Origin of the sequence: Nostoc sp. (genome assembly GCF_036917455.1) — a bacterium.
GTDB lineage: Bacteria > Cyanobacteriota > Cyanobacteriia > Cyanobacteriales > Nostocaceae > Nostoc.
The window spans coordinates 37388-60797 of sequence record NZ_JBALDK010000265.1 but is presented as its reverse complement, the minus strand read 5'-3'; the positions used below and the strand labels follow the sequence as shown (position 1 = coordinate 60797).

Here is a 23410-nt window from a genome sequence, read left to right as displayed (position 1 = left end):
TAGGTAACTAAATTTCTTTTTAGGTAGAAAATTAAGAAGATATAAAGTTTTTTAATTCAATGATCAAAACCAAAATTTTATCATTGAATTAAAAATGTTATTTCTCATAGGAGACTTCCGCCTTTTTATTAATAAACTAGGCTTTCATTAGGTATTAAGGTAAGAGTGGATGGCAAAAAGAATACAGAACTAAATAGACAGCGAAACTCACTGCTGATATGGATATGGAGCTTTCTGGCACTAATAAACTCTACAATTGCAGAGCGAATTTATAGGGTAAAAATTCCCCATTGGAAGTGGGTGTAAAGCTTGGTTTAACAATGTATTGGTAGGAGAAATAAAAGGTCTCTGCCTACTCGCTTTATCTGGGTTTGTTTACTTAACTCGCATTTTTTGTTTAATTGGTTGCAACATCATAAATCTAGAAAAAAAAGCTAAATAAAAAGTTTGATGTTAAAACCTGCCCCTAATGTGGGTAAATTAGTTTGATTCAGTCTATAGAAAGGGCGGAATCAATATATAAAAAATTTTGTTAGCCTAGCCTGAGATTTTAAAATCTCAATTTCTACGAAAAGCTAAAATCGCCTCAGTAACCTTCAACTGTGTAACCAGCAGCAACAATTACCTGTTTGATTGACTCGTCAGAAGCTGCGGATTCCACCGTGACAGTTTTAGCTTTAACATCGACATCCACCTTGGACTCAGGTTCCATAACGTGGATGGATTCAGTAATTGTTTCTGCACATCCCTCACAAGCAATATTTGATACTTTCAGTTTTAGTGCCATTTGTTACTGTGGTACGGGGTTTTTAAAGTATTTCTTAAGAATTAATGCTAACTATCGAAAGGCGGTTACACATCCTGCCAGAGGCAGATAATGGTCTAAAAGCATCCTCATCACTGCATATAGCTCACAGACTTGCACAATTTACTGGCGGTAATATGAAACAAAATGCAAGAATATATAAAGCTATTGATGAAAATACACCTACTTAGTGCCGCTACGCCCAAGTCTAAAGTTAACAAATACCTATGTCTTCAAATCCCCAGTACCTAAGCGGTAACGAAATTCGCAACATATTCCTCAACTTCTTTGCCCAACGGAGTCACCAAATCCTCCCAAGTGCCTCTCTCGTGCCAGAAGACCCAACTGTGCTGCTAACGATCGCGGGGATGCTACCATTTAAGCCGATATTCTTGGGGCAGCGCACACCAGAATTTAAGCGGGCTACGACTTCGCAAAAGTGTATCCGTACTAATGACATCGAAAATGTTGGACGTACCAAACGGCATCACACCTTTTTTGAGATGCTGGGTAATTTCAGCTTTGGTGATTATTTTAAAGAACAAGCGATCGCTTGGGGTTGGGAAATCTCCACACAAGTCTTTGGCTTTTCCCCCCAAAATCTGGTTGTCAGTGTTTTTAAAGATGATGATGAAGCTTTTGGTATTTGGCGCGATCAAATTGGTGTGCCGATAGCAAGAATTAAACGCTTGGGTGAAGACGATAACTTTTGGGTATCTGGCCCGACTGGCCCTTGTGGCCCTTGTTCCGAAATATATTACGACTTCCACCCAGAACGCGGTGACGAAAATATAGATTTAGAAGACGATTCCCGATTTATCGAGTTTTACAACCTCGTGTTCATGCAATATAACCGGGATGCTTCAGGCAATTTAACGCCTCTGCAAAACAAAAACATTGACACCGGTATGGGTTTGGAGAGAATGGCGCAAATCCTCCAAAAAGTGCCGAATAACTATGAAACTGACCTGATTTTGCCAATTATTCAAACAGCTGCTCAAATTGCTGGCATTGACTACCACAGCAGCGATGAAAAAATCAAAGTCTCTCTGAAAGTCATTGGCGATCACGTTCGTTCTGTCGTCCACATGATTGCTGATGAAATTCGCGCTTCCAACGTGGGAAGGGGTTATGTGCTGCGGCGGTTAATTCGGCGCGTGGTGCGTCATGGGCGATTAATTGGAATTTCTGGCGAATTTACTACCCAAGTTGCTGAAACTGCGATCGCTCTTTCGGAATCAGCTTACCCCAATGTGCGCCAACGAGAAGCAGCAATTAAAGCTGAGTTGCAACGGGAGGAATCCAACTTCCTCAGAACGCTAGATAGAGGCGAAAAACTTCTAGAAGAAATTATCCAAGAGGTGAAACAGCGAGGAAACACTCAAATTAGTGGTGAAAGTGCATTTACCCTTTATGACACCTACGGATTTCCCCTCGAACTTACTCAAGAAGTTGCTGAGGAAAATAATCTTACAGTTGATGAAGCGGGATTCAACGCCGAAATGCAAAAGCAGGTGGAACGTGCCAAAGCAGCACATGAAACCATCGATTTAACTGTGCAAGGTTCCCTCGATAAATTAGCAGAACATATCCAAGTCACCGAATTCTTAGGCTACACTCTACCGACGGCGACGGCGAAAGTTGAAGCGATTTTGGTAGAAGGTGTTTCTCAAGAGGAAGCAGAAGCAGGGACACAGGTACAAATTGTTCTTGATAAAACGTCATTTTATGCTGAATCTGGGGGACAAATCGGCGATCGCGGTTATATCTCTGGTGATGGTATAGTAGTTCGCGTTGAAGATGTTAAAAAAGAATCTGATTTCTTTGTTCACTTTGGACGTATCGAACGCGGTACACTGCGCGTAGGCGATCGCGTCACCGCCCAAATCGATCCGGCTTGTCGCCGTCGCGCCCAAGCAAACCATACAGCAACGCACCTGTTACAAGCGGCGTTGAAAAAAATTGTTGATGATGGCATATCTCAAGCAGGTTCTTTGGTTTCCTTTGACAGGTTGCGCTTTGACTTCAACTGTCCCCGCGCGTTAACAGCAGAGGAAGTGCAACAAATTGAAGAACAGGTAAACACTTGGATTGCTGAAGCCCACGCTGCAAAGGTGGAAGTATTACCTTTAGCAGAGGCGAAAGCTAAGGGTGCTGTTGCCATGTTCGGCGAAAAATACGGCGATGAAGTGCGGGTAATTGACTTCCCCAGCGTATCAATGGAACTGTGCGGTGGAACTCATGTGAGCAACACGGCTGAAATTGGCGTTTTCAAAATTATCTCGGAAGCTGGTGTGGCTTCTGGGGTGCGGCGCATTGAAGCTGTTTCGGGGCCAGCAATCTTAGATTATCTCGATCTTCGGGATAAAGTAGTTAAAGATTTGAGCGATCGCTTTAAAGTTAAACCCGAAGAATTACCAGACAGAATTACAAGTCTGCAAAGCGAACTCAGAACTAGCCAAAAGGAATTGGAAACCTTGAAGGTACAATTAGCGATCGCTAAATCTGACAGCTTGCTGCAAACAGCCGAAACTGTAGGCGATCATAAAATTATCGTCGCCCAATTAGAAGATGTCGATCCAGAATCATTGAAAACCGCAGCCGAACGCCTACTTCAAAAAATCGGTAACGGTGCAGTAGTACTGGGTTCTGTTCCCGAAGCCGACAAAGTAAGCATAGTTGCAGCTTTTAGTCAAGAAGTTAACAAAAAAGGTTTGCAAGCTGGTAAATTTGTTGGTGCGATCGCTAAAATCTGCGGTGGTGGTGGCGGCGGAAGACCAAACTTAGCCCAAGCTGGCGGACGCGATGCGAGTAAATTACCAGATGCGTTGGCACAAGCGGAAAGTGATTTAAAATCGGCATTGGGTTAAAACTCTTTGTTACAGCATCTGTCCTAGTAGTCTATCAATAAATAATTGATGGATTAAATTCCCTATAGAGACGGCGATTTATCGCGTCTCTCTAACCGTCAAAATCAATTTGACAGACTATTAGGGGCAATTCATGAATTGCCCCTACGAAAAATCAAGGCTTTCACTGCCTTTCTGCGTAAGTCCTGAACATTCCAAAACGACGTAAAAATTCTCTCTATTTCTCTTCTCTCTGTGTTGCGCCAGGTGCTACAACGGGGGGAACCCCCGCAACGCACTGGCTTCTCTGCGCCTCTGTGGTTCATTGATTTCCTTAAACCATCTCAAACTCTAATTGATGACTTTTAAAAAAATCATGAGTAAAATGATCCACCACATTCGTATCAGCTAATTCCAAATTATAAAAATCCACAGCTTCATAGTCAAAATGGGGACCAGCGTGCCAAGTCCCCTCATGCAGCTTGATAAAACAATTCCCCGGAATCCGAAAAGCAGCAATCTCTTCTAATGCTGGTTCATTCACATCATTACAAGGAGGACAAACAGCAATTAACCAATCCTTCCCTTCCAAAGAACCTAAACATTGAGTGCATTGCTGATGGCGAGTAATTTTATGAAACTTTCGCCCTCTTTTCTCCAACCGCATAATATAAAATCGTGGAATCCCATTTTGCAGGTTTAACTGGGCATCTTCCACATCGTAACCTTTGCCATCAACACTTGTAAAAATTACCTGTCCAAAACGCTGAAAATTTTCAGAATTTACCCATTGCGCTTGCAATTGTTGCACTATCTTTGATGTGCCCATATCAAATCTTTGATAGAGATTACTTAGGTTTATTTTCCCCCAAAATGACCGAATTTTATACATACAGCCATTATGGTGAATTGGGAAAAAATAACCTTAACTAGCTAGATAACTCCTTACTTGTTCCTTTTGTCGTCGCAGGAGACTAAGAGCTTTTTGCTCAATCTGACGTACCCGTTCTCGACTAATACCCATGCGATCGCCAATTTGTGCTAGAGAAAGTTCGTAGCCATCAGTCAGACCAAAACGCAGAGTTAATATTTCTCGCTGTTGCGGAGACAACTTTGCCAACAAGTCATGTAAATCTTGGTGGAGAGATTCTTCAACAGCATAGTCTTCAGGAGAAGGGCCATCATCTTCCAGTATGTCCTGTAATTCTGTATCTTGTTGTTCGCCAACTCGCGCTTCTAGCGAGAAAGGTTGACGAGCCAAGTACAAACACTCTCTAACTTGGCTAGGTGTCAAAGATAATGCATTCGCAATTTCAGCAGTTGTGGGAACGCGACCTAGCTGTTGAGATAATTCTCGCTGTACCCGTTTAATTTTGTTTAGTTTCTCAAAAACGTGGATCGGTAAGCGAATTGTCCGTCCTTGTTGAGCGATCGCTCGTGTGATTCCTTGACGAATCCACCAGTAAGCGTAGGTAGAAAACTTATAGCCAAGAGCAGGATCAAATTTATCCACTCCTCTTTCTAAACCCAAAGTCCCTTCTTGAATTAGATCCATAAATTCCAGATTGCGGTGCTGGTATTTCTTCGCCACTGCTACCACCAACCGGAGATTAGCCTGAATCATTTTTTTCTTGGCTTGGTGTCCTTGACTTAACTGTTGCTCTAGTACCTCAATATCTAACTCCACCCGATCTGCCCATTCTTCTAGCGTGGGTTCGTGGTCTAATTTCACAGCCAATTCTTCCTTAGCAGCTAATAAATTCATCATCAGCTGCACTTGTTGGGCAAAAATAACCTCTTGTTCGCGAGTCAACAAATCTACACGCCCGATCTCTTGCAGATAACTACGCACAATATCATCTGTAGCTCGAGGTTTTTTATCTGCTGCTAAACTTTTTTTCTTCGTTTTTTGAACTTCGGTAGGTGGAGATGTTAAGTTACTCATGGTTATTTGCTCCTCTGTAACCTCTTCAATTTATTGGTATCAAGTCTATATATTCAGACCCATAGCCATTCCACACTGCTAATCATATTAATTGGCAATACTGATGAATTTTGGTCTATGATACATTACAAGTTAATTGTTGGAGATAATAAACCCAAAATCAACCCACCTCATAATACTAACATTATCATCAGTCACAAATCAATTACCCTAAAGTATTATCACTATATCTTTTGAAATAATTACACTTGTTTCTTATGGAGAATTGCATATTTTCAAACACAATTATATGTAGTTTAATTCTTCAATGTAGTTGATGGGAAAAATGAAAACTTGATTAAGCAACAATTTCATTCCCAAAAGAGAATTTAATAACAGCAAATCTCAACATAACTCCGAATTATTAAAGAACGGAGCTTTTAATTTTTTAACAGGTTGATTATACTTCTATGTAATTGTAATTAAGTGGAATTAATTACATATAAAATATTCATTTTTTACTTTTATTTGTTGCTAGATAATTAAATCATCTCAAGCTGGATACATAAGAGGCGATCGCTAAATATTAACAAAAGTACTCTCCTGCTCAAGAACAGCTTTCTTGCTAAGTCCAGCTAAATACTTGTAGTTAAGGATTTAGAATGACGAAGACGCAGGTATGTTTGACAATTGCACTTATGTCATACTGAACGCAGATATCTGTATTGAATGCCATACTATCAATCTAATTGCTTTTGGAGACATTTTTAGAAAAAAGTAGTAACAGTGGTCACATTAGCACCAAGGATAGTACTTGGCAAGACATGAAGACCGGCGATCGCTACTAATATCTTATTGAAGCGAAAAGATTTACGTTTAAAGGTGGGTAGTTGATTCTTATGTAGCATACTTAAACAATAAAATTCCCCACTTCTGCAATCAGTCGGAAATTATCTGAGACTCTTAGCTAGAAGACATCTTGAAGCTTCGTCACTTCCTGATTTCCACTCTAGATTGACATAATCATACAATTCTGTATTTACCATTATTGCGGGGTTGTGGATCGACTAGAGATACATATATTTCATATATACGACAATCCTGTGCGATCGCTAAAGCACATGCAGGTGTGCGTCCATAAAAAGAACACGGTTCAAGAGTTACATCCATTTTCAAGAAGTTGAAAGCTTTACCTTGAATCTGTTTAAGTGCGTCAGCCTCAGCATGATGTTTTCCTGGTACTTGCGTGTATCCTTGAGCTACTATCTTTTGGGTATCTACGATTACACAGCCTACTGCTGGATTAGGCAAATATTCCGGCAAAGCTTTTCTGCTTTGAGCTAAAGCAGCCAGCATAAACATTTGCTCCATGTTTTAGCGTAAATTATCTAGATAAATTCCACTACCAAAAATTAGCTATCTTTAGTAAAAAAATCCCTATATCAAAATTTAGTAACTGTTACACTAATACCAGAATCGAGCTTAGGAACCTTAAAATACTCAATTGGCTCAGTACTTTGAGAGCTTTGGATATTTGTTGGTTTTTGACATTCCTTAAAGAAAGCACCAGGGTTATTGATGAATTCAAGGGGGTTAATATTTTGGCATCCTCGTTCCTGCACTAGCGAAATTGATTCAGCAGTTTGTTTCGGATTATTAGTCTGTCCCGTAAAATTACTCCATGTAGTGGTAATCGTCGCTGGTTGTGTCAATAAAACTCCAGCCTGATTGCGATCGTGAAATTGCTCCTTCAGAGCATCGCCTGTTGCGATCGGAACATTATCTTGGTTAGCATAGACACTCTGAGGAAGAACAAGTATACCAATCACAACCACTAAAGAGATAAAAGAGGATTTCATAATTCAATCTCTTAATGTCAGTTTAATAATTACAATTTGCTAAATACAGACACCAAACAATAGCAGTCTAGTTTTAGTACTTCAGACTAACACAGGTACTAAGAAGTATAGCTAAACTTCATTAAAAATCTAGTGAAGTCTAATCAGAGGTAGATTTTTGTGTAGGAGGAGATCGTTGAGGAATCCACCCTCTAACACATCCAAATTTGACACTCCCCTGTTATCTGCCTCCCTTCGTAACTGTGCTAATTCATATTTTGTTACCCGTACTACTAGCCGTTTATCTTTTCTACGTGTTACCATACGGTTACACAGATAACACAACATCAATATTGTTTAGCCAAATCTTGTAAGATGTATTTTGCGTCTATTGCAGAATACATCTTACAAGATGATTGTAAGTTTACAGTTGAACCTAAAATACTGGGATATAAACCCAAGGACGGGAACTGTGTTGTAATTTTCACATCTCAAGGCACACCAACAAACCTTTCACCAGTCTAGGCAAATTAAACTGAGTACGAGTTATTACAATTTAGATACTCGGATTATGTAATTTAAGTATTGTCAGTTCCATATAATTCTCCAAATTTGGCATTATTCAGTATTATTTCAGAGTAAGAATTAGTTGTTGCTGAAAGCTTCTAATAAGCTTACGTAAATATCCATACAATCTTTCCAATTATCTCTTCTCCCTACACAGAGTCTATCTCTGAAGTGCTTACATTACTTGGGGCTGGCAAAATTGCTATATCTCTTACCATTAAGGTATTAATTACTCTTATCTTTTCAAAATTGGCGAATCGGCAGCTAATATACTGGTATATTATATGAATTTTTTGTAAAGTTCTCCAATTAAGTGTTCTTACATAATATGATATTGAATGTTGGATTACTAATCAATAATTACATCAGCATTAACGTAAAACTGAATTAACAAAAAAAGGAGTGCTAATAAAGTACTAAAAATATGAGTTATCCTGTTGTTTCTCTCAGCAAGATATAAAACCCTGTGAAGGTGGGTAATATATACAGAAAATATGTTTGATGCAGTTTAGTCGAATATATTCTGTGAGTTAAGATGTTTGGTAATGCTTTGGGTTTGAAACAATTTAAAATCAGTTAATAAAATCGTCAAGATTCTATATGTAGCTATCAGAGTATGCATTAGCAAACTTTGATAAATTAATACTACAATAGTTTCATTAAAACTAAAAAAAAGGTTGAGTCTCTTTGAGTCTGGCTTTGATAGAATTTTGACTTTTCTAAAATCGCTTTATCTTGCCATTAATGAGGTTTTATTTTAGTTAGCAAGAATAGATTTGGAATGCAAATATTTAAATTACGTACTGTTTATGTTCCATCTATCATTGGAAATCAGTTAGTATGAATTCAAAGTATCTGTTAGGTTACTTCAACTCTTAAGCAAACTAAAGTACAAAGCGTTAACTCATAACCAACGCAAATATTACTAAGAAAATCTACGGCAAATAGTCTTTGAGTTTTAAATTTTTCTTATTATGGCGATGGAATCTTTACCACAGTTTGAAGAAGTAAATATTCAGAAATACTTAGAAGTTATTCAACGGCGTTGGCTACCTCTAGTTGGAATTTTTAGCATAGCTATTACCCTTGGATGCTTGTATGCGTTTTCACTGAAACCCTCATACAAGGCAGAAGGGAGTTTGATGATTAAAACAAATCGTTCTTCCTCACTCACAGGGGTATCAGAAGATATAGGAAGATTGGAAGCTTTGAACTTAAACGACAATCCCTTGGAAACTCAGGTGAGAGTTATTGGCTCAAATCCAGTGATTGGCAAAACAATTAATTCACTTCAACTCAAAGATAGTAAAGGCAAATTACTGTCGATTCCTGACTTGGCAACGCAACTAAAAATAGAAGGGATCAAAGGCACCGATGTTGTACAAGTTTCTTATAAAGGTAACGATCCTGGACTGGCTGCCAAAATTGTAAATGAAGTTATCAAAAGTTATATTGACCTAAATATCAAGGCTAATCAGGAGGAAGCACGAACAGCCAAAGAGGTTCTTGTAACGGAAGTACCCAAAGCTGAGGACATTGTTACAAGAGCTGAATCAAAACTGCGGGTATTTAAAGAACAGAATAAAATTGTTGTTCTGGAACAAGAAGCAACCGCAGCAGTCGATACGATTTCTAAGTTAGGAAACCAACTTTCTGAAGCTCAAGCTCAACTAAATAATGTCACAGGTCGTTTAGAACAGTTAAGCAAGGAAGCTCAGGTAAATCCACAACAGGGTGTAATCGCATCTGAATTGAGTCAAGCACCTGGAGTTCAAACAGTGCTTACCCAACTCCAAGAAACAGAAAGTAAGCTGGCAGTAGAACGTACCCGTTTTTCACCTGAACACCCTACAATTATTGACTTACAAGCAAAAGTTGTAGCTCTTCAGAGCTTGTTAAAACAGCGGACAGGACAAGTCGCTGGTACAGCACAGGTAACACAGGGAAGTTTACAGGTTGGACAACTGCGCCAAAGCTTAATTGCAGATATTACTCGTGCTCAGGCAGATCGTATCGGTCTAAAAAGACAAATTGACACACTTTCCCAACAGCAAGCTGCTTACATCAAACGAGCAAATAATTTGCCAAAGCTAGAACAGAAGCAACGAGAGTTAGAACGAAAACTACAAGCGGCTCAAACAACTTACGAAACACTATTAAAGAAACGCCAAGAAATTGATATTGCAGAGAACCAAAAGATTCCTAATGCTCGTGTAATTTCCTTAGCTTTAGTCCCTGAAAAAGCAGAAGGGCCTCGCAAAACGCTATTTATTGTTGGTGGAGGAGCGGTTGGTCTTTTCTTAGGTGTCATTGTCGCCTTTAGTTTAGACTTGATAGACCGCTCAGTGAAGACAGTTAAAGAAGCTAAAGAAGTCTTGAAATACACTGTTTTAGGAGTAATTCCAGCACAAGGCAAAAATGGTAAAACTCATTCTTCTATAGGAGGAATTGATAGACCTATCCCTAAAATTATTGGTAGAGATATTCCTTATTTCCCTCTTGGTAACGCATATCAAATACTCCAAGTAAACTTGAAGTTTCTCTGTTCTGATAAACCGCTAAAAAGCATTGTAATCACAAGTTCCGTTGCCAAAGAAGGAAAGTCTGACGTGTCTGCAAATTTAGCTGTGACTATGGCTCAAGCAGGCCGTCGAGTATTGTTGGTGGATGCAGATATGCGTCATCCCATACAGCATCATATCTGGGGGCTAAACAATACAGTTGGACTAAGTAATGTCATTGTAGGTCAAGTTTCTTTAGATGCAGTTGTTCAAGAAGTTATGCCTAATCTAGAGGTTCTTACTTCTGGAGTTTTGCCTCCCAATCCGGTAGCGCTGCTAGATTCTCAACGAATGGCAACACTGATAAGTAACTTTGGTAGAGATTACGATCTCGTTATTTTTGATACGCCACCTCTCTCAGGAATAGCAGATGCTGCTGTTTTAAGCACCCTGACTGACGGTATTCTATTAGTCGTTCGTCCTGGGGTAGTTGACTTGAACAGTGCTAATGCAGCTAAAGAGTTTTTAAATCAGTCAGGTCAGAAGGTGTTAGGGATAGTCATTAATGGTGTGAATATAAAAAACGAGTCTAATAATTATTTACCTGAAAGCAAAAAACGACAAATTGAACAAGATTTAGTATCTAGCAGTTTAACCAAATTTACCAAAGAGCGTTAAATTTTCGTATGTAGAGCCTTACTACAAAAATCTAAACCAAAGTTTTTGACTAGAGGATTAAATTAATGACATTAAGCAAAAATCTCAAGCAATTCCTAAAATCAAATACTCCATTAGCTAAATGGAAAGGCTCTGTTTATACAAAGACAATAATTATCAAAAATCATGTAAAAAATTATGATATATATAAGCAAATTTTATCTACTCAAGAAACTAATGAATTACTTACCAATCTAATTACAGATAGTAAACCTTTTATGATTAGTCGCTTTGGTAGCACAGAAGCTTATTGTGTACATGAATACCTAAAAGGAGGTTACAAGGGATCTATATTTGAATCGATGTCTAACGACTCTGGGTTTTTCCCAGTAGATGAAAAACATCTAAATCAATTTAGCCAACTTTTTCTAGAATCGTCGAAATCTATAGATGCTTTGGGAGTATGGTTTCAAATTGGAGAGCCAGAAATCATCAGAAATTCTTGTCCACAAGCTTCTTTTGTTGAATTAAATACACTTGAGCCTTATTATCACAACAACCCTTGGAGCCAGAGTCTTGAAGGTAAAAAAGTTTTAGTCATTCATCCTTTTGCAGAAACTATCCTATCACAATATAAAAATTATAGAAAGTTACTTTTCAAAAATCCAAATATTCTACCTGAATTTGAGTTAATTACCTTCAAAGCAGTTCAGTCTCTGGCTGGAACTCAAACTCAGTTTAATACTTGGTTTGATGCTTATGATTGGATGTGTAACAACATCAAAGATCAAGATTTTGACATAGCTATTATAGGATGCGGTGCTTATGGACTTCCATTAGCTGCTTACGTTAAATCTCTAGGGAAACAGGCTATACATCTTGGAGGAGCAACTCAAATTCTTTTTGGAATTAAAGGCAATCGTTGGGATAAGATTCCATTTTTTCAGTCTCTTTATAATGAATACTGGGTGAGATGTAGACCTGACGATATACCAACAAATCCTTCAAAATATCCAGCCTATTGGTAGTTGTCAATTGGAGAACTACATTTTATTTTTCTATTGGAGATACATTTTTGTATGGGTATAAATAAAATAAAAACATCTTGTTTAATTAATAATTATAATTACGCTGAGTTTCTCTCAGAGGCTATTGATAGCGCTTTAAATCAAACTATCAAATTTGATGAAATTATTATCGTTGATGACGCTTCCACAGATAATTCTGTGGAAGTCATCACTAAATTTACTCAATTAGCTAATGTTAAATCTATTTTAAAAGAAAAAAATCAAGGGCAATTATCATCCTTTAATGAAGGGTTTTTAGCTGCGACTGGGGACATTATATTTTTTCTAGATGCCGATGATCTTTATGAACCTCAATATTTAGAAACCACCCTAAATTTTTATAAGAGACGTAATGAATGTGATTTTATATTTTGTGCTTATAAGAAATTTGGGGCAGTGGAAGAAACATTTCAAGTTAATACCGTTGATTTGGATTTAGGTTATTCAGTCATCAGAACTTTATATAGTGGTGAATGGATCGGCTCCATAACTTCAACATTATCAATACGTAGAGAAATAATTAGAAAGTTTTTACCTATTCCCAATATAGAAGATTGGCGTGTAAGGGCTGATGACTGTCTGATATGGGGGGCTTCTTTGGTAGGGGCTAAAAAGTTTTACATGTCTAAACCTTTAGTGATGTATAGAATACATCAAAATAACCAGTATTATAACAAGAAATTCTTAGATATAGATAATAACTATGAATATAAGAGATTCTGGAAACGTAATTCTCTATTTAATTACATTTTGCAAAAAAATAATTTAAGTTTACCGTTATTATTGGCTTTTACCTCTCTCAATGAGTTAAAAACAATACCATGTCCAAAATATGAAGATTTTATTTCATACATGAAAATAATATTTTTGTTTGAGCATAATTTATTTTGGAAAACGAAGGGCATAATTTTATTATTTAGCTATTTTTTGAAAACTCTAATGGCTGGTAAATTCAAAATGTTGTAATAAATAAAGCCTAGATAAATTAACATAATATTTCACCTTAAAAAACAAAGATAGTACACGAGAAAATGTCACAAAATTAACTCCTCAAGATAATGCTAAGTAAATTAAAAATTCCCAGTTTATCAAAATTTACATCTCGTTCTGGGCTGCGTGCAATTATTGCCAATACAGGTTGGTTGTTTGCTGACCGTATTCTCCGTATGGGTGCAAGCTTGGTTGTAGGAGTATGGGTAGCACGCTACTTAGGAGTACAGCAGTATGGTCTTTTTAACTATTCTTTAGCTTTTGTTAGCTTATTTAGCCCAATTTTCACTCTGGGGTTGGATGATGTAGTAATTCGCCATATTATCCGTCAATCATCAAATAGAGAGGAAATTTTAGGAACAACTTTTTGGCTAAAATTGCTTGGTGGAATTGCTTCTGTCTTATTGGCAGTTAGCACTATGTTTTTCTTGGGTGAACATGAAACACTGAAAATATCGCTAGTTGCAATTTTAGGAATGGCAGGAATTTTCAGGGCGACTGATACCATTGATTTGTGGTTTCAATCACAGGTGCAGTCAAAATACAGTGTGATCGCTAGAAACATAGCATTTCTGCTAAATACTGTTATTAAAATCGTACTAATTTTAACAAAAGCATCATTGTTAGCTTTTGCTTGGGTAACATTAGCAGAATTTGCAATGAGTGCAATTGGCTTACTGATTGTTTACCAAGCTAAAGGGTATTCCTTGTGGTTATGGCGTTGGAGTTTGTCTGCTGCAAAAACCCTTCTGAAAGAGAGTTTACCTCTAATTTTTTCGGGGTTCGCTATCATGATTTTTATGAGAATCGATCAGGTGATGTTAGGTCAAATGATCGGAAATAGCGAGGTTGGAATTTATTCTGCTGCTGTCCGTGTATCTGAAATTTGGTATTTCATTCCGGGGGCTATTGTTTCTTCTGTTGCTCCTTCAATTTATGCAGCTAAGGAAAAATCAGAAAGTCTTTATTATAAGCGAATAGGACAATTACTCAGTCTAATGACATGTATATCTTTAGGAATTGCTCTGCCAATGACATTTCTATCCGAAAAGATAATTATAGTGATGTTTGGAAGTGGATATGCGGAAGCGGGACCAATATTATCAGTTCATATTTGGACTTCTTTGTTTGTATTTATGGGTCTTGCCACATCACCTTGGTTTATTGCTGAGGGTTTGAACCATGTTTCTTTAGGTAAAACTTTATTTGGGGCCATACTAAACATTATTCTCAATTTATTCCTTATTCCTAAATATGGTGGACTTGGGGCTGCGAGTGCAACAATAATTTCACAGGCTGCTGCTACTTTTATATGCAACGCATTTGATTCAAGAACACAAAAGATTTTTAAGATTCAGGTGCGATCGCTTCTTCCTTTTTATAATTATTGATCGTTATTATCTAACTTTTGCAGTATCAAGTCTATTGAGCAAAATTAATCCAAAATGGAAACACCAGTAACTTTTATTATTTTCAAGCGCCCACAAACAACAGAGAAAGTTTTTGAAGCTATTCGCCAAGCCAAACCAACAAAACTTTTTGTAATTGCAGATGGGCCCCGCACCGATCGCGATGATGAGGCAGAAAAGTGTGAAGCAACTCGCGCAATTATTGAAAGAGTTGATTGGGAATGCGAGGTTATTAAGAATTATTCTGATATTAACTTAGGTTGTGCAAAACGAGTATCTAGTGGCTTAGATTGGGTATTTAATAATGTTGAAGAGACAATTATTTTAGAAGATGACTGTATCCCTCATCCGACATTTTTCCGATTTAGCGAAGAACTACTAGAAAAATATAGAGACGATACCAGAATTGCCACAATCTCTGCTCAAAATCTTCAATTTGGACGAAAACGCACCAATTACAGTTACTATTTTTCTCGCTATAACCACTGCTGGGGTTGGGCAAGTTGGAGACGTGCTTGGCAGCATTATGATCTGACTATCAAACTCTGGCAAGAAGTGCAATCAGAAAACCTCTTACATGACATTCTTCTCGATCCGAAAGCAGTAAGTTATTGGCGACGAATATTTCAGTCTGTTTATAACAATCCTACAGGTATAACCTGGGATTACCAATGGACATTTGCCTGCTGGATACAGGGTAGCTTAAGCATTATTCCCAATGTAAATTTGATTTCTAATGTTGGCGTTGGTGCGGACGCGACTCACTTCACTTCCAACCAGGAATTTTCGTTCATCAATATGTCGATGCAAGCAATGGAATTTTCTTTAAAACATCCACCGTATATTGTGAGAAATGTAGAGGCAGATAATTTTACTCAAAAAACAGTATATAAAGCAACTATATTGAACATTTTTAAAGAGGAAGTGAAGAAAAGATTGAATTATTCAACGATAAAAAAATAGTGATATCTTTAGTTAATTAATTAAATGTCAACAATGAACGTAAAGTTAACAGAAAAAATATTAACTATCTTACTACTACTCATCGCAGCAGGGGTATTAACAATACACCCTGCACAAGAAGTTTCTATGTCTACCCTTGGAGGCGATAAGGTAGATACTTTATTCAATATAATTTCATATTTAATATTATTTTATTTTCTAATTTCGTACTGGAAAGGTTTTATTTATGTAATTACAAGAAGTCCATTACAGTTTTTTTTACTAGCAATAGTTATATTTTCGATATTGTGGTCAGAAGACCTAAGTTCTACTCTAAAAGATATAAAAGGTCTAATTCGAATATATTTTCTTGCAATCTATTTAGCAGTACGTTATCCCCTTAGAGAACAAATGAGGCTAATAGCTTGGGCGCTTGGTGCAGCTGCATTATTGTCTATGATATTCTCTGCATTCATACCAGGTTATATTCACAAATCCCCGGAATTAGTAGATATGTGGAGCGGAATTTATGGTCATAAAAATGAATTAGGTTACATGATGAACTGGAGTGCAGGAGTTTTTTTACATCTTGCCCTTAGTAGTTATCGATATCGCTGGTTAATGTGGGCACTATGTGGGTTATCTATATGTTTAATTATCCTCACACGTTCAACAACATCTTTGGCGATCCTATTTACAATGATATTACTTTTGCCTTTTTATCGATCCTTTCAAAAAACTAATTATAAATTACAAGTTATTATGATTACTTCAGCTCTAATGCTACTCATTATTTTTTCAATATTACTGATCAATAATGCCGAAACTGTAGTTGGTACTTCTGGTAAAGACCTTACCTTCAATGGACGCTCTGATCTCTGGGAACTAGTGATATCTAAGGTTTTGGAAAGACCTTGGTTAGGTTATGGATTTTCTGGATTTTGGACTAGTAATGCTGCATCTAATCTGAGAGCCACTTATGATTGGGCAAGTAATGCTCACAATGGTTTTTTAGAACTATTGTTAGAATTAGGATTTTTGGGTTTCTTGACTTTTGCAGCAGGATTTATCCGGTTCTTTGTAATGGCACTGACTCGAATTGTTTCGGTGGCAGAAAAACCTGAAGATTATTGGCCAATGCAGATGCTAGTTATCATCGTCATCGTGAATTTTTCAGAAGCAAGATTATTAACTCCCAGTTGGAATTGGTTAATGTATGTCACAACTTCTTTATCTCTGACTCTTAGTTTTCAGCGTACACCAATATATAAATAAGTCAATAGTTTACATACTTCCATAATTGAAAGGAGAGAAAACATGAAAAAGTTAAATTTTGGATGTGGACACAGATTTTCTTCTGGATGGATAAATATAGATTTTAATTCTGAGCATCCTGAAGTAATTGCTCATAATTTACTGCAACCACTTCCATATCCTAAAGATTATTTCGATGTAATTTATAGCAGTCATGTCCTAGAGCATTTCTCTAAAGGCACAGGAGAAATGCTCGTGAAAGAATGCTATAGAGTTCTCAAACCTCAAGGCATTTTACGCATCGTTGTTCCTGACTTAGAACGAACATGCCGTGAATACTTAAGAATTATCGACAATATTGAAAATGAGGAAGCAAGGAAACAATATGAATGGGCTATTATTGAGTTAATCGATCAATTAGTGAGAACAGAACAAGGCGGATTGATGAAAACTTATTGGCGGGAAGTGCTTGAAAAAAATGATGAGCGATCCATAACCTATGTAGAAGAAAGAACAGGTGTTAAAATCGAAGAAGAGATAGCAAACAATAATACTTCTTCTTTGTTAGAAAAGGTATTTAATATCAATCAAAATAAACTCAGAAACAAATTTAAATATTTCTATATTGACATGGTAAAGAAGTTGATCCCACGCTATGTACGCAAGTCTATGATAGATGAAACATCCCTGGGTGAAAAACATAAGTGGATGTATGATAGCTATAGTATGAAAACGCTCTTTGAAAGAGTTGGCTTTTCAGATATTAAATTTATGGATGCCCATACAAGTGATATTCCAAACTTTAGTAATGAAGTCTTGGATATTAATGCTGATCGGACAGTATATCTACCAGGCTCTCTATATTGTGAGGGCATAAAGCCAAACAAATAATATTGATTCTCTGTGATAGATAATTAGTCTTATCAAGAATATTTTTTCAAGTTCAATAATACTAATATGAAGGTTTTGCTCCTTAGTACCCAGGATGTGGCGGGTGGTGCGGCTCGTGCTGCATATCGGTTGCACAAAGGGTTACAAAATATTAATTTACAATCACAAATGCTGGTGCAAGAAAAATATACTGATGACAAAACAGTAATTGCACCTAAAATCAGATTATTGCAAGGCATCGCTAAGGCAAAGTTGACATTGGAAACTTTACCTTTAAAACTTTATTCTCAAAAGCAAAATACTCCATTTTTTATTCAATGGTTGCCAGATAGAGTTAGTTCTCAAGTTGCTCAGATTAATCCAGATATAATTAATTTGCATTGGATTAGCGCAGCTTTTATGCAAATAGAAACTATTGCTAAACTAAAGCGCCCTTTGGTCTGGACAATTCATGATATGTGGGCATTTACTGGAGGATGTAGCTACACTGGGGATTGCGATCGTTACCAAATCTCCTGTGGAGCCTGTCCTCAACTGAACAGCAAGAAGGATTGCGATTTATCCCATTGGGTATGGCAACGTAAAATCAAAGCTTTGAAAAATTTAAATCTGACCATTGTTTCGCCAGGTTCTTGGTTAGCCGAATGCGCCAAATCTAGTTCTTTGTTTAAAAATTTACGAATTGAAGTAATTCCCAATGGGTTGGATACTCAAAAATATAAACCCGTCGATCAAGGTTTAGCGCGAGAACTACTGAATTTACCTCTGGATAAACAACTCATTTTATTTGGAGCATTAGATGCAACTAATGACTCTAGAAAAGGTTTTCATTACCTGCAACCAGCACTACAAGAATTTAGCAAATCTGGCTGGAAAGATAAGTTGGAGATCGTTGTTTTCGGTGCATCTCAACCTGAAAATCCACCTGATTTGGGCTTCAAAACTCACTATTTGGGACATTTATATGACGATATATCTTTAGCAACTGTTTACTCAGCAGCTGATGTGATGCTTGTGCCGTCTCTGCAAGAATCTTTTGGACAGACAGCTTCTGAATCACTTGCTTGTGGTACTCCAGTTGTTGCATTTAATTCTACTGGCTTAAAAGATATTGTCGATCATCAACAAAACGGCTACTTAGCTAAACCTTATGAAATTGAGGATTTCGCCAAAGGAATTGCCTGGGTACTTGAAAATGAGCAGAGATTAGAAAAGCTGTCATTCTATGCTCGCGAGAAAGCAGAACAAGAATTTACTCTAGAACTTCAAGCGCGTCGTTATTCAGCTTTGTTTCAGGAAATATTAATGATAGCAAAGGAATCTTCATTTAGTAACTAACTTAGTAAATCAATACTTCATAATATGTCAATACCTATAGCTTTTATAATTTGTACAGAACCTGGTCGCTTGGAAACTCAATCATTAATGCTTGCAGAAAGTATTCGTAAGTTTTGTGGAGAATTAAAAGATACGCCTATATTTAGTTTTCATCCTAGAGTGGGTGAACCTATATCAAAGCAAACACAAAAAGCATTTGAAGCATTGCGGGTAAATCATCAACAAATCCCTATTAATCAAGAATTTCATGAATATTATTTAGCAAATAAACCTCTGGCTTGTGCTTATGCAGAACAACATATCGACGCAGAAATATTAGTTTTTCTAGACAGTGACAAATGCTTTTTTTCTGAGCCAAAAAAGTTTTTATTACCCGTGAATTGTAACGCTCGGTTACGTCCTGAGTATGGTCAAGGAATTGGTTCTACAGGTCTGCGAGACTCTCAAGAATGGTATTGGCAAAAGTTATATGAAGTGCTGGGGGTAAAGCGCGAGGTATTTGTGGAAACACCAATTGGTAAGAAAAAAATTAGAGCCTACTGGAATTCTGGTTTGGTCGTTGTCAGAAGGAGTGCAGGTATATTTACAGCTTGGAAAGAGAATTTTGAAAAAGTAATGCGCCTTGATATCACTCCTCCTCAAGGTCTTTATTTTGTTGAGCAGTCTGTTTTATCGGTAACTTTATGTGCCTTAGAAGAAAACGTCGAACATCTTCCTGCTAATTATAGTTATCCTTTGCCTTTACATAACCGTTTATCAACAGAACTACAAATTAAAGACTGGAATGATATTACATCAATTCATTATTTCAACCTATTCTTCTATAACGATTGGAATGCACAAATTAAAAGACTGAAAAGACTTAATCTTGATTCAGAAAAATATCGATGGTTGTGTCAAGAGGTTGTCAAGCTCAAGATGCCTCGCGTATCAGTTTTGCATCGATATATGCTGGTAGTTAGAAGAATGGAACAAAAATTACGAAACTTTAACTTAGATATTAATTTGAGTGGCTGGATAGAAAAAATGGCTAAACTTTAAACGTAATCAAAATAGTTCTGTATAACTTAATTATTTGGATTGAGCATTTTCATAGGAAGACATGAGGTAAATGGGATGAAACAAGCAAATTTAGCTATAGTTATGACCTGTCATAACAGGCGTAATACTACTCTTGCCTGTCTACATACTTTATATGAGCAAAAAAATCATTTTGATGTTTATTTAACTGATGATGGTAGCTTTGATGGAACTGCACAGGCTATCAAAGCAGAATACCCAGAGGTACACATTCTTCAGGGTAATGGGAATTTATTTTGGGTGGGAGGAATGCATCTCGCCTTTGGTGAGGCGATAAAAAATCAATATGACTATTATCTGTGGTTGAATGATGACACATTTCTAGAAGCTAATGCTGTCAGTAAATTATTACAAATTCATCAACACTTGACGGAACAAGGTTATCCAGACTCAATTGTAGTTGGTTCAACTAAAGACCCAATGACAGGAAAAGCAACCTATGGAGGAGCAGTAAAATCTAAAAAGTGGTATTCCAATAAATTTGAATTTTTAGAACCAAGTTCGGTTATTCAAAAATGCGATGCTATGTATGGTAACTGTGTGCTAATTCCTAAAGCTGTTGCTGCAAAAATTGGCAATATTGATACAGCTTTTATTCACAGTTTAGGAGACTTAGATTATGCGCTCAGAGCGCGTAAATTAGGTTGTCAAATATGGGTAGCTCCTGAGTACATTGGTAGTTGTACAAAAAATTCTATCCGCAATAGTTGGGTAGATACTAATTTGAGTATATTACAACGCTTGAAAAAGGCGCTGCAAATTAAAGGATTTCCATTAAAACCCTGGACTGTATTTTGTATCAGACACTCTGGTCCATTATGGATATTTTACTGGTTTTTACCCTATATTAGAGCAATTATTGGTTACAAAGATTTGGCAATTTCTCCTACATTTTCTGATGAGATCAGTCAAACTAACTCGAAAATTTGATTAGACTCTTAGTATAAAATAATATTTAGACAATTAATAAGAATCTAATCTTAGCTGAAAAATTTTTCTTAAAAAATCAATTTAAATAATTCCTTTATGGGTAAACGCTTATTAATTGTCTCAACACTTGATTCTAGCCAACCATTTGGTGCATTTACTAGACCTTTTTATCTTGGACAATATCTTACTAAAGATTTTGATGTTTTTCAGCTAGGATTAGATTGCTCATCTGTTAAATATGCACCTTCGATTTCGATTGGCTCAAGAAGCCTGAAGTCATATATTCAGACCATAGAAAAGTGCATTGATGAGTTTTGCCCAGACATTGTTTATGCTCAAGAAACTTTACCTGGATTAGCTGCTTTAATTTCACTAAAGCTTAGAAAGCACAGCAGTTCCTCTCTTGTTTTAGATTTTCATACATTTTCAGCGTATGAATACTGGATGCGCTTATTTTCAGTTGCCAATCCTTTCAAAGAGTTTGTACAATGTATTAAGACATATATTGCTCAGGGAATTTTGATATTCTCTGGTAGTCCAATTATTGCAGCCGGTGACTCGATTCCTAAACTAATTTCTCAATGGTATGGTAAAACTCCACAGCAGATTTATAGTATTGGGAATGGAGTGACCGAAGACTTGCTAAATACTGAATTGTTTTTGGATAAAGACCCCTATCAAGCATTTAGACCGGCAAAAATAGTGGTTCTTATTGCTCCTAAAACATTTCAATTTCCAAGTAATGATATGTCTGTATCAATGACTATTGAGGTTGCGAAACATCTAGAAAGTTATCAGCAAAAAGTACATTTTGTTATTATAGGTAGAGATAGTAGCGATATTTCAGAACCAATACCCTCTAATATTTCTTTTTTAGGGTTTTTACCTAAAAGAGAGGATTTTGTTGAGCATCTTAAGTATGCAGATATTGCTTTGTTACCATTCTCTAAACAAGCAGTAGCAGGTGGCGCTCGTAATAAAGCATTAGATTATTTCGCTAGTAAAAAACTAGTTGTATCAACACCAGAAGGCTTGCGAGGTTTGGAAGAATTTCGAAATTTAGAACATCTTTTAGTAACAGGATACTCTACTGAAGAAGTTGCTAACGCAGTGCTAGATGCAGCTTCAAACTTTGATAAATATCAATCGCTTGTGGATACAGCATATACCTTAATTACAGATAAATATTCCTGGAATGCAAGAGCGCACAATATAGCGGAAATCCTTATGAAAATCAGTCATTCTTAGTTTAAGCGAAGAATACTTAATATTTAAATATTTTATAATTTAAATATTCTTACAAATTGCTTTTTAAATAATAACCTTGCCTGTGACACTAACTCTCATAATTCTAAAAATAAAAATCTTAAGTCATGAAAAATCGATTTTCTTATAAGCTTCTTGGTGTTAAAGTTGATGCCCTCTCTATCCCCGAGTTAAACTTATTAATTGAAGAATCTATTGATAAAAATGAGAAATGGATTATTGCTAATCATAACTTGCATAGTCTTTATCTCTTTCATAACGATCCAAAAATGCAATCTTTTTATGCCCAGGCTGAATATATCCATATTGATGGTATGCCTCTATTGTTGATTGGAAAATTGTTAGGTTTTCCGATGAAACGAGAACAAAGAGTAACATATGCTGATTGGGTATGGCCTTTGATGGAAGAAGCAGCGAATAAAGGCTGGCGTGTATTCTATTTAGGTTCAAAGCCAGGAGTAGCCGAACAAGGAGCAAGTATTTTACACCAGAGATTTCCTAGTTTACAGATTGCTTGCGCTCATGGCTACATTGATATGGATAAAGATAGTCAAGAAAATCTTGCTACTCTGGCTGCAATTAATGCTTACAAACCTCATGTATTAATGGTGGGGATGGGTATGCCACGCCAAGAGCACTGGATTTCTGAAAATCTTGAATATATTCATGCCAATAGTATTTTGACTAGTGGAGCCTGTATGGATTATGTCGCAGGAGTACTACCCACTCCTCCTCGCTGGATGGGGAAGGTGGGTTTGGAATGGTTGTATCGGTTATTGTCTGAACCGAAAAGACTTTGGAGACGTTACTTACTTGAGCCTTGGTTTGTAGCTACATTATTTTTACGGGAAATTTGGAGTATGCCAAGCCAACAAAAAAAAAATAAAATGCTGTTATTTTTCAGTACAAGATTTCACAAGTTTGTTGCGTGATTGAGTCTTGCAAAGCTTTGTCAGTAAGTAACTCAATTCGTCATGAATTTATGAAATACTGTATTAAGGCTTAGTTAAGAATTACTTAGCACAAGTGAATTTAACCGTTAGCCTTCAAGCTAATGCTGAAGGCTAAACAAGAATTGGTCAATAGCCAGAAAATCTGCCTT

20 protein-coding genes are annotated in these 23410 nt (G+C 36.7%); 13 read left to right on the top strand and 7 right to left on the bottom strand.

The annotated features are described in order from the left end of the window. Positions 1 to 586: 586 nt before the first annotated feature. Positions 587 to 787 (bottom strand): heavy-metal-associated domain-containing protein, encoded by a 201-nt coding sequence (locus tag V7K42_RS28745; RefSeq protein ID WP_094327324.1) that lies wholly within the window; start codon positions 785 to 787, stop codon positions 587 to 589. A gap of 245 nt (positions 788 to 1032) precedes the next feature. On the opposite strand from V7K42_RS28745, the gene alaS reads away from it, so the two are divergent. After that, positions 1033 to 3675 carry an alanine--tRNA ligase gene (gene alaS, locus V7K42_RS28740; protein WP_334921117.1) on the top strand — a complete coding sequence of 881 codons (2643 nt, stop codon included), beginning with the start codon at positions 1033 to 1035 and terminating at the stop codon, positions 3673 to 3675. 313 nt (positions 3676 to 3988) lie between these two features. Here the strand turns inward: alaS and V7K42_RS28735 are convergent, their stop codons facing one another. The 6 genes from V7K42_RS28735 to V7K42_RS28710 form a co-directional block, all read right to left on the bottom strand. Next, positions 3989 to 4483 carry an ureidoglycolate lyase gene (locus tag V7K42_RS28735; RefSeq protein ID WP_334921115.1) on the bottom strand — a complete coding sequence of 165 codons (495 nt, stop codon included), beginning with the start codon at positions 4481 to 4483 and terminating at the stop codon, positions 3989 to 3991. A 96-nt stretch (positions 4484 to 4579) separates the two neighbouring features. Further along, positions 4580 to 5599 (bottom strand): RNA polymerase sigma factor, RpoD/SigA family, encoded by a 1020-nt coding sequence (locus V7K42_RS28730; protein ID WP_334921113.1) that lies wholly within the window; start codon positions 5597 to 5599, stop codon positions 4580 to 4582. A 628-nt stretch (positions 5600 to 6227) separates the two neighbouring features. After that, complete coding sequence (locus V7K42_RS28725) at positions 6228 to 6314, bottom strand: hypothetical protein (RefSeq protein WP_334921122.1); 87 nt, start codon at positions 6312 to 6314, stop codon at positions 6228 to 6230. A gap of 31 nt (positions 6315 to 6345) precedes the next feature. Continuing rightward, a complete protein-coding gene (locus V7K42_RS28720; protein ID WP_334921112.1) occupies positions 6346 to 6486 on the bottom strand; it encodes a hypothetical protein in 141 nt (46 codons plus the stop codon). A gap of 115 nt (positions 6487 to 6601) precedes the next feature. Next, positions 6602 to 6934: a riboflavin-specific deaminase gene (locus V7K42_RS28715; RefSeq protein WP_334921110.1), complete on the bottom strand. Its 333-nt coding sequence runs from the start codon at positions 6932 to 6934 to the stop codon at positions 6602 to 6604. An 86-nt stretch (positions 6935 to 7020) separates the two neighbouring features. Further along, entirely contained in the window at positions 7021 to 7437 is a 417-nt protein-coding gene (locus tag V7K42_RS28710; protein ID WP_334921108.1) for a hypothetical protein, read from the bottom strand. Between the two features lie 1520 nt (positions 7438 to 8957). Between V7K42_RS28710 and V7K42_RS28705 the strand changes: the two genes are divergently transcribed. From V7K42_RS28705 to V7K42_RS28650, 12 genes are all read left to right on the top strand, one after another. Further along, on the top strand, positions 8958 to 11162 hold the full coding sequence (locus tag V7K42_RS28705; RefSeq protein ID WP_334921106.1) for a GumC family protein: 2205 nt from the start codon (positions 8958 to 8960) through the stop codon (positions 11160 to 11162). A gap of 65 nt (positions 11163 to 11227) precedes the next feature. Next, positions 11228 to 12169: a hypothetical protein gene (locus tag V7K42_RS28700; protein ID WP_334921104.1), complete on the top strand. Its 942-nt coding sequence runs from the start codon at positions 11228 to 11230 to the stop codon at positions 12167 to 12169. A 51-nt stretch (positions 12170 to 12220) separates the two neighbouring features. Continuing rightward, positions 12221 to 13174, top strand: coding sequence for a glycosyltransferase family 2 protein (locus V7K42_RS28695; protein WP_334921102.1), 954 nt, complete (start codon positions 12221 to 12223; stop codon positions 13172 to 13174). 92 nt (positions 13175 to 13266) lie between these two features. After that, complete coding sequence (locus V7K42_RS28690) at positions 13267 to 14589, top strand: flippase (protein ID WP_334921100.1); 1323 nt, start codon at positions 13267 to 13269, stop codon at positions 14587 to 14589. Positions 14590 to 14643: 54 nt separating this feature from the next. Then, a complete protein-coding gene (locus V7K42_RS28685) occupies positions 14644 to 15570 on the top strand; it encodes a glycosyltransferase family 2 protein (RefSeq protein WP_334921098.1) in 927 nt (308 codons plus the stop codon). Between the two features lie 24 nt (positions 15571 to 15594). Next, positions 15595 to 16824: an O-antigen ligase family protein gene (locus V7K42_RS28680; protein ID WP_334921097.1), complete on the top strand. Its 1230-nt coding sequence runs from the start codon at positions 15595 to 15597 to the stop codon at positions 16822 to 16824. A 42-nt stretch (positions 16825 to 16866) separates the two neighbouring features. Next, the gene (locus V7K42_RS28675) at positions 16867 to 17694 is read left to right on the top strand and encodes a class I SAM-dependent methyltransferase (protein WP_334921095.1); all 828 of its coding nucleotides are present in this window, start codon (positions 16867 to 16869) and stop codon (positions 17692 to 17694) included. Positions 17695 to 17760: 66 nt separating this feature from the next. Next, the gene (locus V7K42_RS28670; RefSeq protein ID WP_334921093.1) at positions 17761 to 19032 is read left to right on the top strand and encodes a glycosyltransferase family 4 protein; all 1272 of its coding nucleotides are present in this window, start codon (positions 17761 to 17763) and stop codon (positions 19030 to 19032) included. A gap of 24 nt (positions 19033 to 19056) precedes the next feature. Further along, the gene (locus V7K42_RS28665; protein WP_334921091.1) at positions 19057 to 20073 is read left to right on the top strand and encodes a hypothetical protein; all 1017 of its coding nucleotides are present in this window, start codon (positions 19057 to 19059) and stop codon (positions 20071 to 20073) included. 75 nt (positions 20074 to 20148) lie between these two features. Beyond that, a complete protein-coding gene (locus V7K42_RS28660; protein WP_334921089.1) occupies positions 20149 to 21042 on the top strand; it encodes a glycosyltransferase family 2 protein in 894 nt (297 codons plus the stop codon). A gap of 96 nt (positions 21043 to 21138) precedes the next feature. Then, complete coding sequence (locus V7K42_RS28655; protein WP_334921087.1) at positions 21139 to 22290, top strand: glycosyltransferase family 4 protein; 1152 nt, start codon at positions 21139 to 21141, stop codon at positions 22288 to 22290. 125 nt (positions 22291 to 22415) lie between these two features. After that, positions 22416 to 23240: a WecB/TagA/CpsF family glycosyltransferase gene (locus tag V7K42_RS28650; RefSeq protein ID WP_334921086.1), complete on the top strand. Its 825-nt coding sequence runs from the start codon at positions 22416 to 22418 to the stop codon at positions 23238 to 23240. Positions 23241 to 23410: the final 170 nt, after the last annotated feature.

Excerpts from the sequence above, each read along its gene's own strand:
- V7K42_RS28655 (WP_334921087.1), top strand. The coding sequence starts at position 21,139 with ATGGGTAAACGCTTATTAATTGTCTCAACACTTGATTCTAGCCAACCA.
- V7K42_RS28705 (WP_334921106.1), top strand. The coding sequence starts at position 8,958 with ATGGCGATGGAATCTTTACCACAGTTTGAAGAAGTAAATATTCAGAAA.
- V7K42_RS28665 (WP_334921091.1), top strand. The coding sequence starts at position 19,057 with ATGTCAATACCTATAGCTTTTATAATTTGTACAGAACCTGGTCGCTTG.
- V7K42_RS28745 (WP_094327324.1), bottom strand. The coding sequence starts at position 787 with ATGGCACTAAAACTGAAAGTATCAAATATTGCTTGTGAGGGATGTGCA.
- alaS (WP_334921117.1), top strand. The coding sequence starts at position 1,033 with ATGTCTTCAAATCCCCAGTACCTAAGCGGTAACGAAATTCGCAACATA.
- V7K42_RS28680 (WP_334921097.1), top strand. The coding sequence starts at position 15,595 with ATGTCAACAATGAACGTAAAGTTAACAGAAAAAATATTAACTATCTTA.
- V7K42_RS28700 (WP_334921104.1), top strand. The coding sequence starts at position 11,228 with ATGACATTAAGCAAAAATCTCAAGCAATTCCTAAAATCAAATACTCCA.
- V7K42_RS28710 (WP_334921108.1), bottom strand. The coding sequence starts at position 7,437 with ATGAAATCCTCTTTTATCTCTTTAGTGGTTGTGATTGGTATACTTGTT.
- V7K42_RS28660 (WP_334921089.1), top strand. The coding sequence starts at position 20,149 with ATGAAACAAGCAAATTTAGCTATAGTTATGACCTGTCATAACAGGCGT.
- V7K42_RS28735 (WP_334921115.1), bottom strand. The coding sequence starts at position 4,483 with ATGGGCACATCAAAGATAGTGCAACAATTGCAAGCGCAATGGGTAAAT.
- V7K42_RS28715 (WP_334921110.1), bottom strand. The coding sequence starts at position 6,934 with ATGCTGGCTGCTTTAGCTCAAAGCAGAAAAGCTTTGCCGGAATATTTG.
- V7K42_RS28670 (WP_334921093.1), top strand. The coding sequence starts at position 17,761 with ATGAAGGTTTTGCTCCTTAGTACCCAGGATGTGGCGGGTGGTGCGGCT.
- V7K42_RS28650 (WP_334921086.1), top strand. The coding sequence starts at position 22,416 with ATGAAAAATCGATTTTCTTATAAGCTTCTTGGTGTTAAAGTTGATGCC.
- V7K42_RS28675 (WP_334921095.1), top strand. The coding sequence starts at position 16,867 with ATGAAAAAGTTAAATTTTGGATGTGGACACAGATTTTCTTCTGGATGG.
- V7K42_RS28685 (WP_334921098.1), top strand. The coding sequence starts at position 14,644 with ATGGAAACACCAGTAACTTTTATTATTTTCAAGCGCCCACAAACAACA.
- V7K42_RS28725 (WP_334921122.1), bottom strand. The coding sequence starts at position 6,314 with ATGGCATTCAATACAGATATCTGCGTTCAGTATGACATAAGTGCAATT.
- V7K42_RS28690 (WP_334921100.1), top strand. The coding sequence starts at position 13,267 with ATGCTAAGTAAATTAAAAATTCCCAGTTTATCAAAATTTACATCTCGT.
- V7K42_RS28730 (WP_334921113.1), bottom strand. The coding sequence starts at position 5,599 with ATGAGTAACTTAACATCTCCACCTACCGAAGTTCAAAAAACGAAGAAA.
- V7K42_RS28695 (WP_334921102.1), top strand. The coding sequence starts at position 12,221 with ATGGGTATAAATAAAATAAAAACATCTTGTTTAATTAATAATTATAAT.
- V7K42_RS28720 (WP_334921112.1), bottom strand. The coding sequence starts at position 6,486 with ATGCTACATAAGAATCAACTACCCACCTTTAAACGTAAATCTTTTCGC.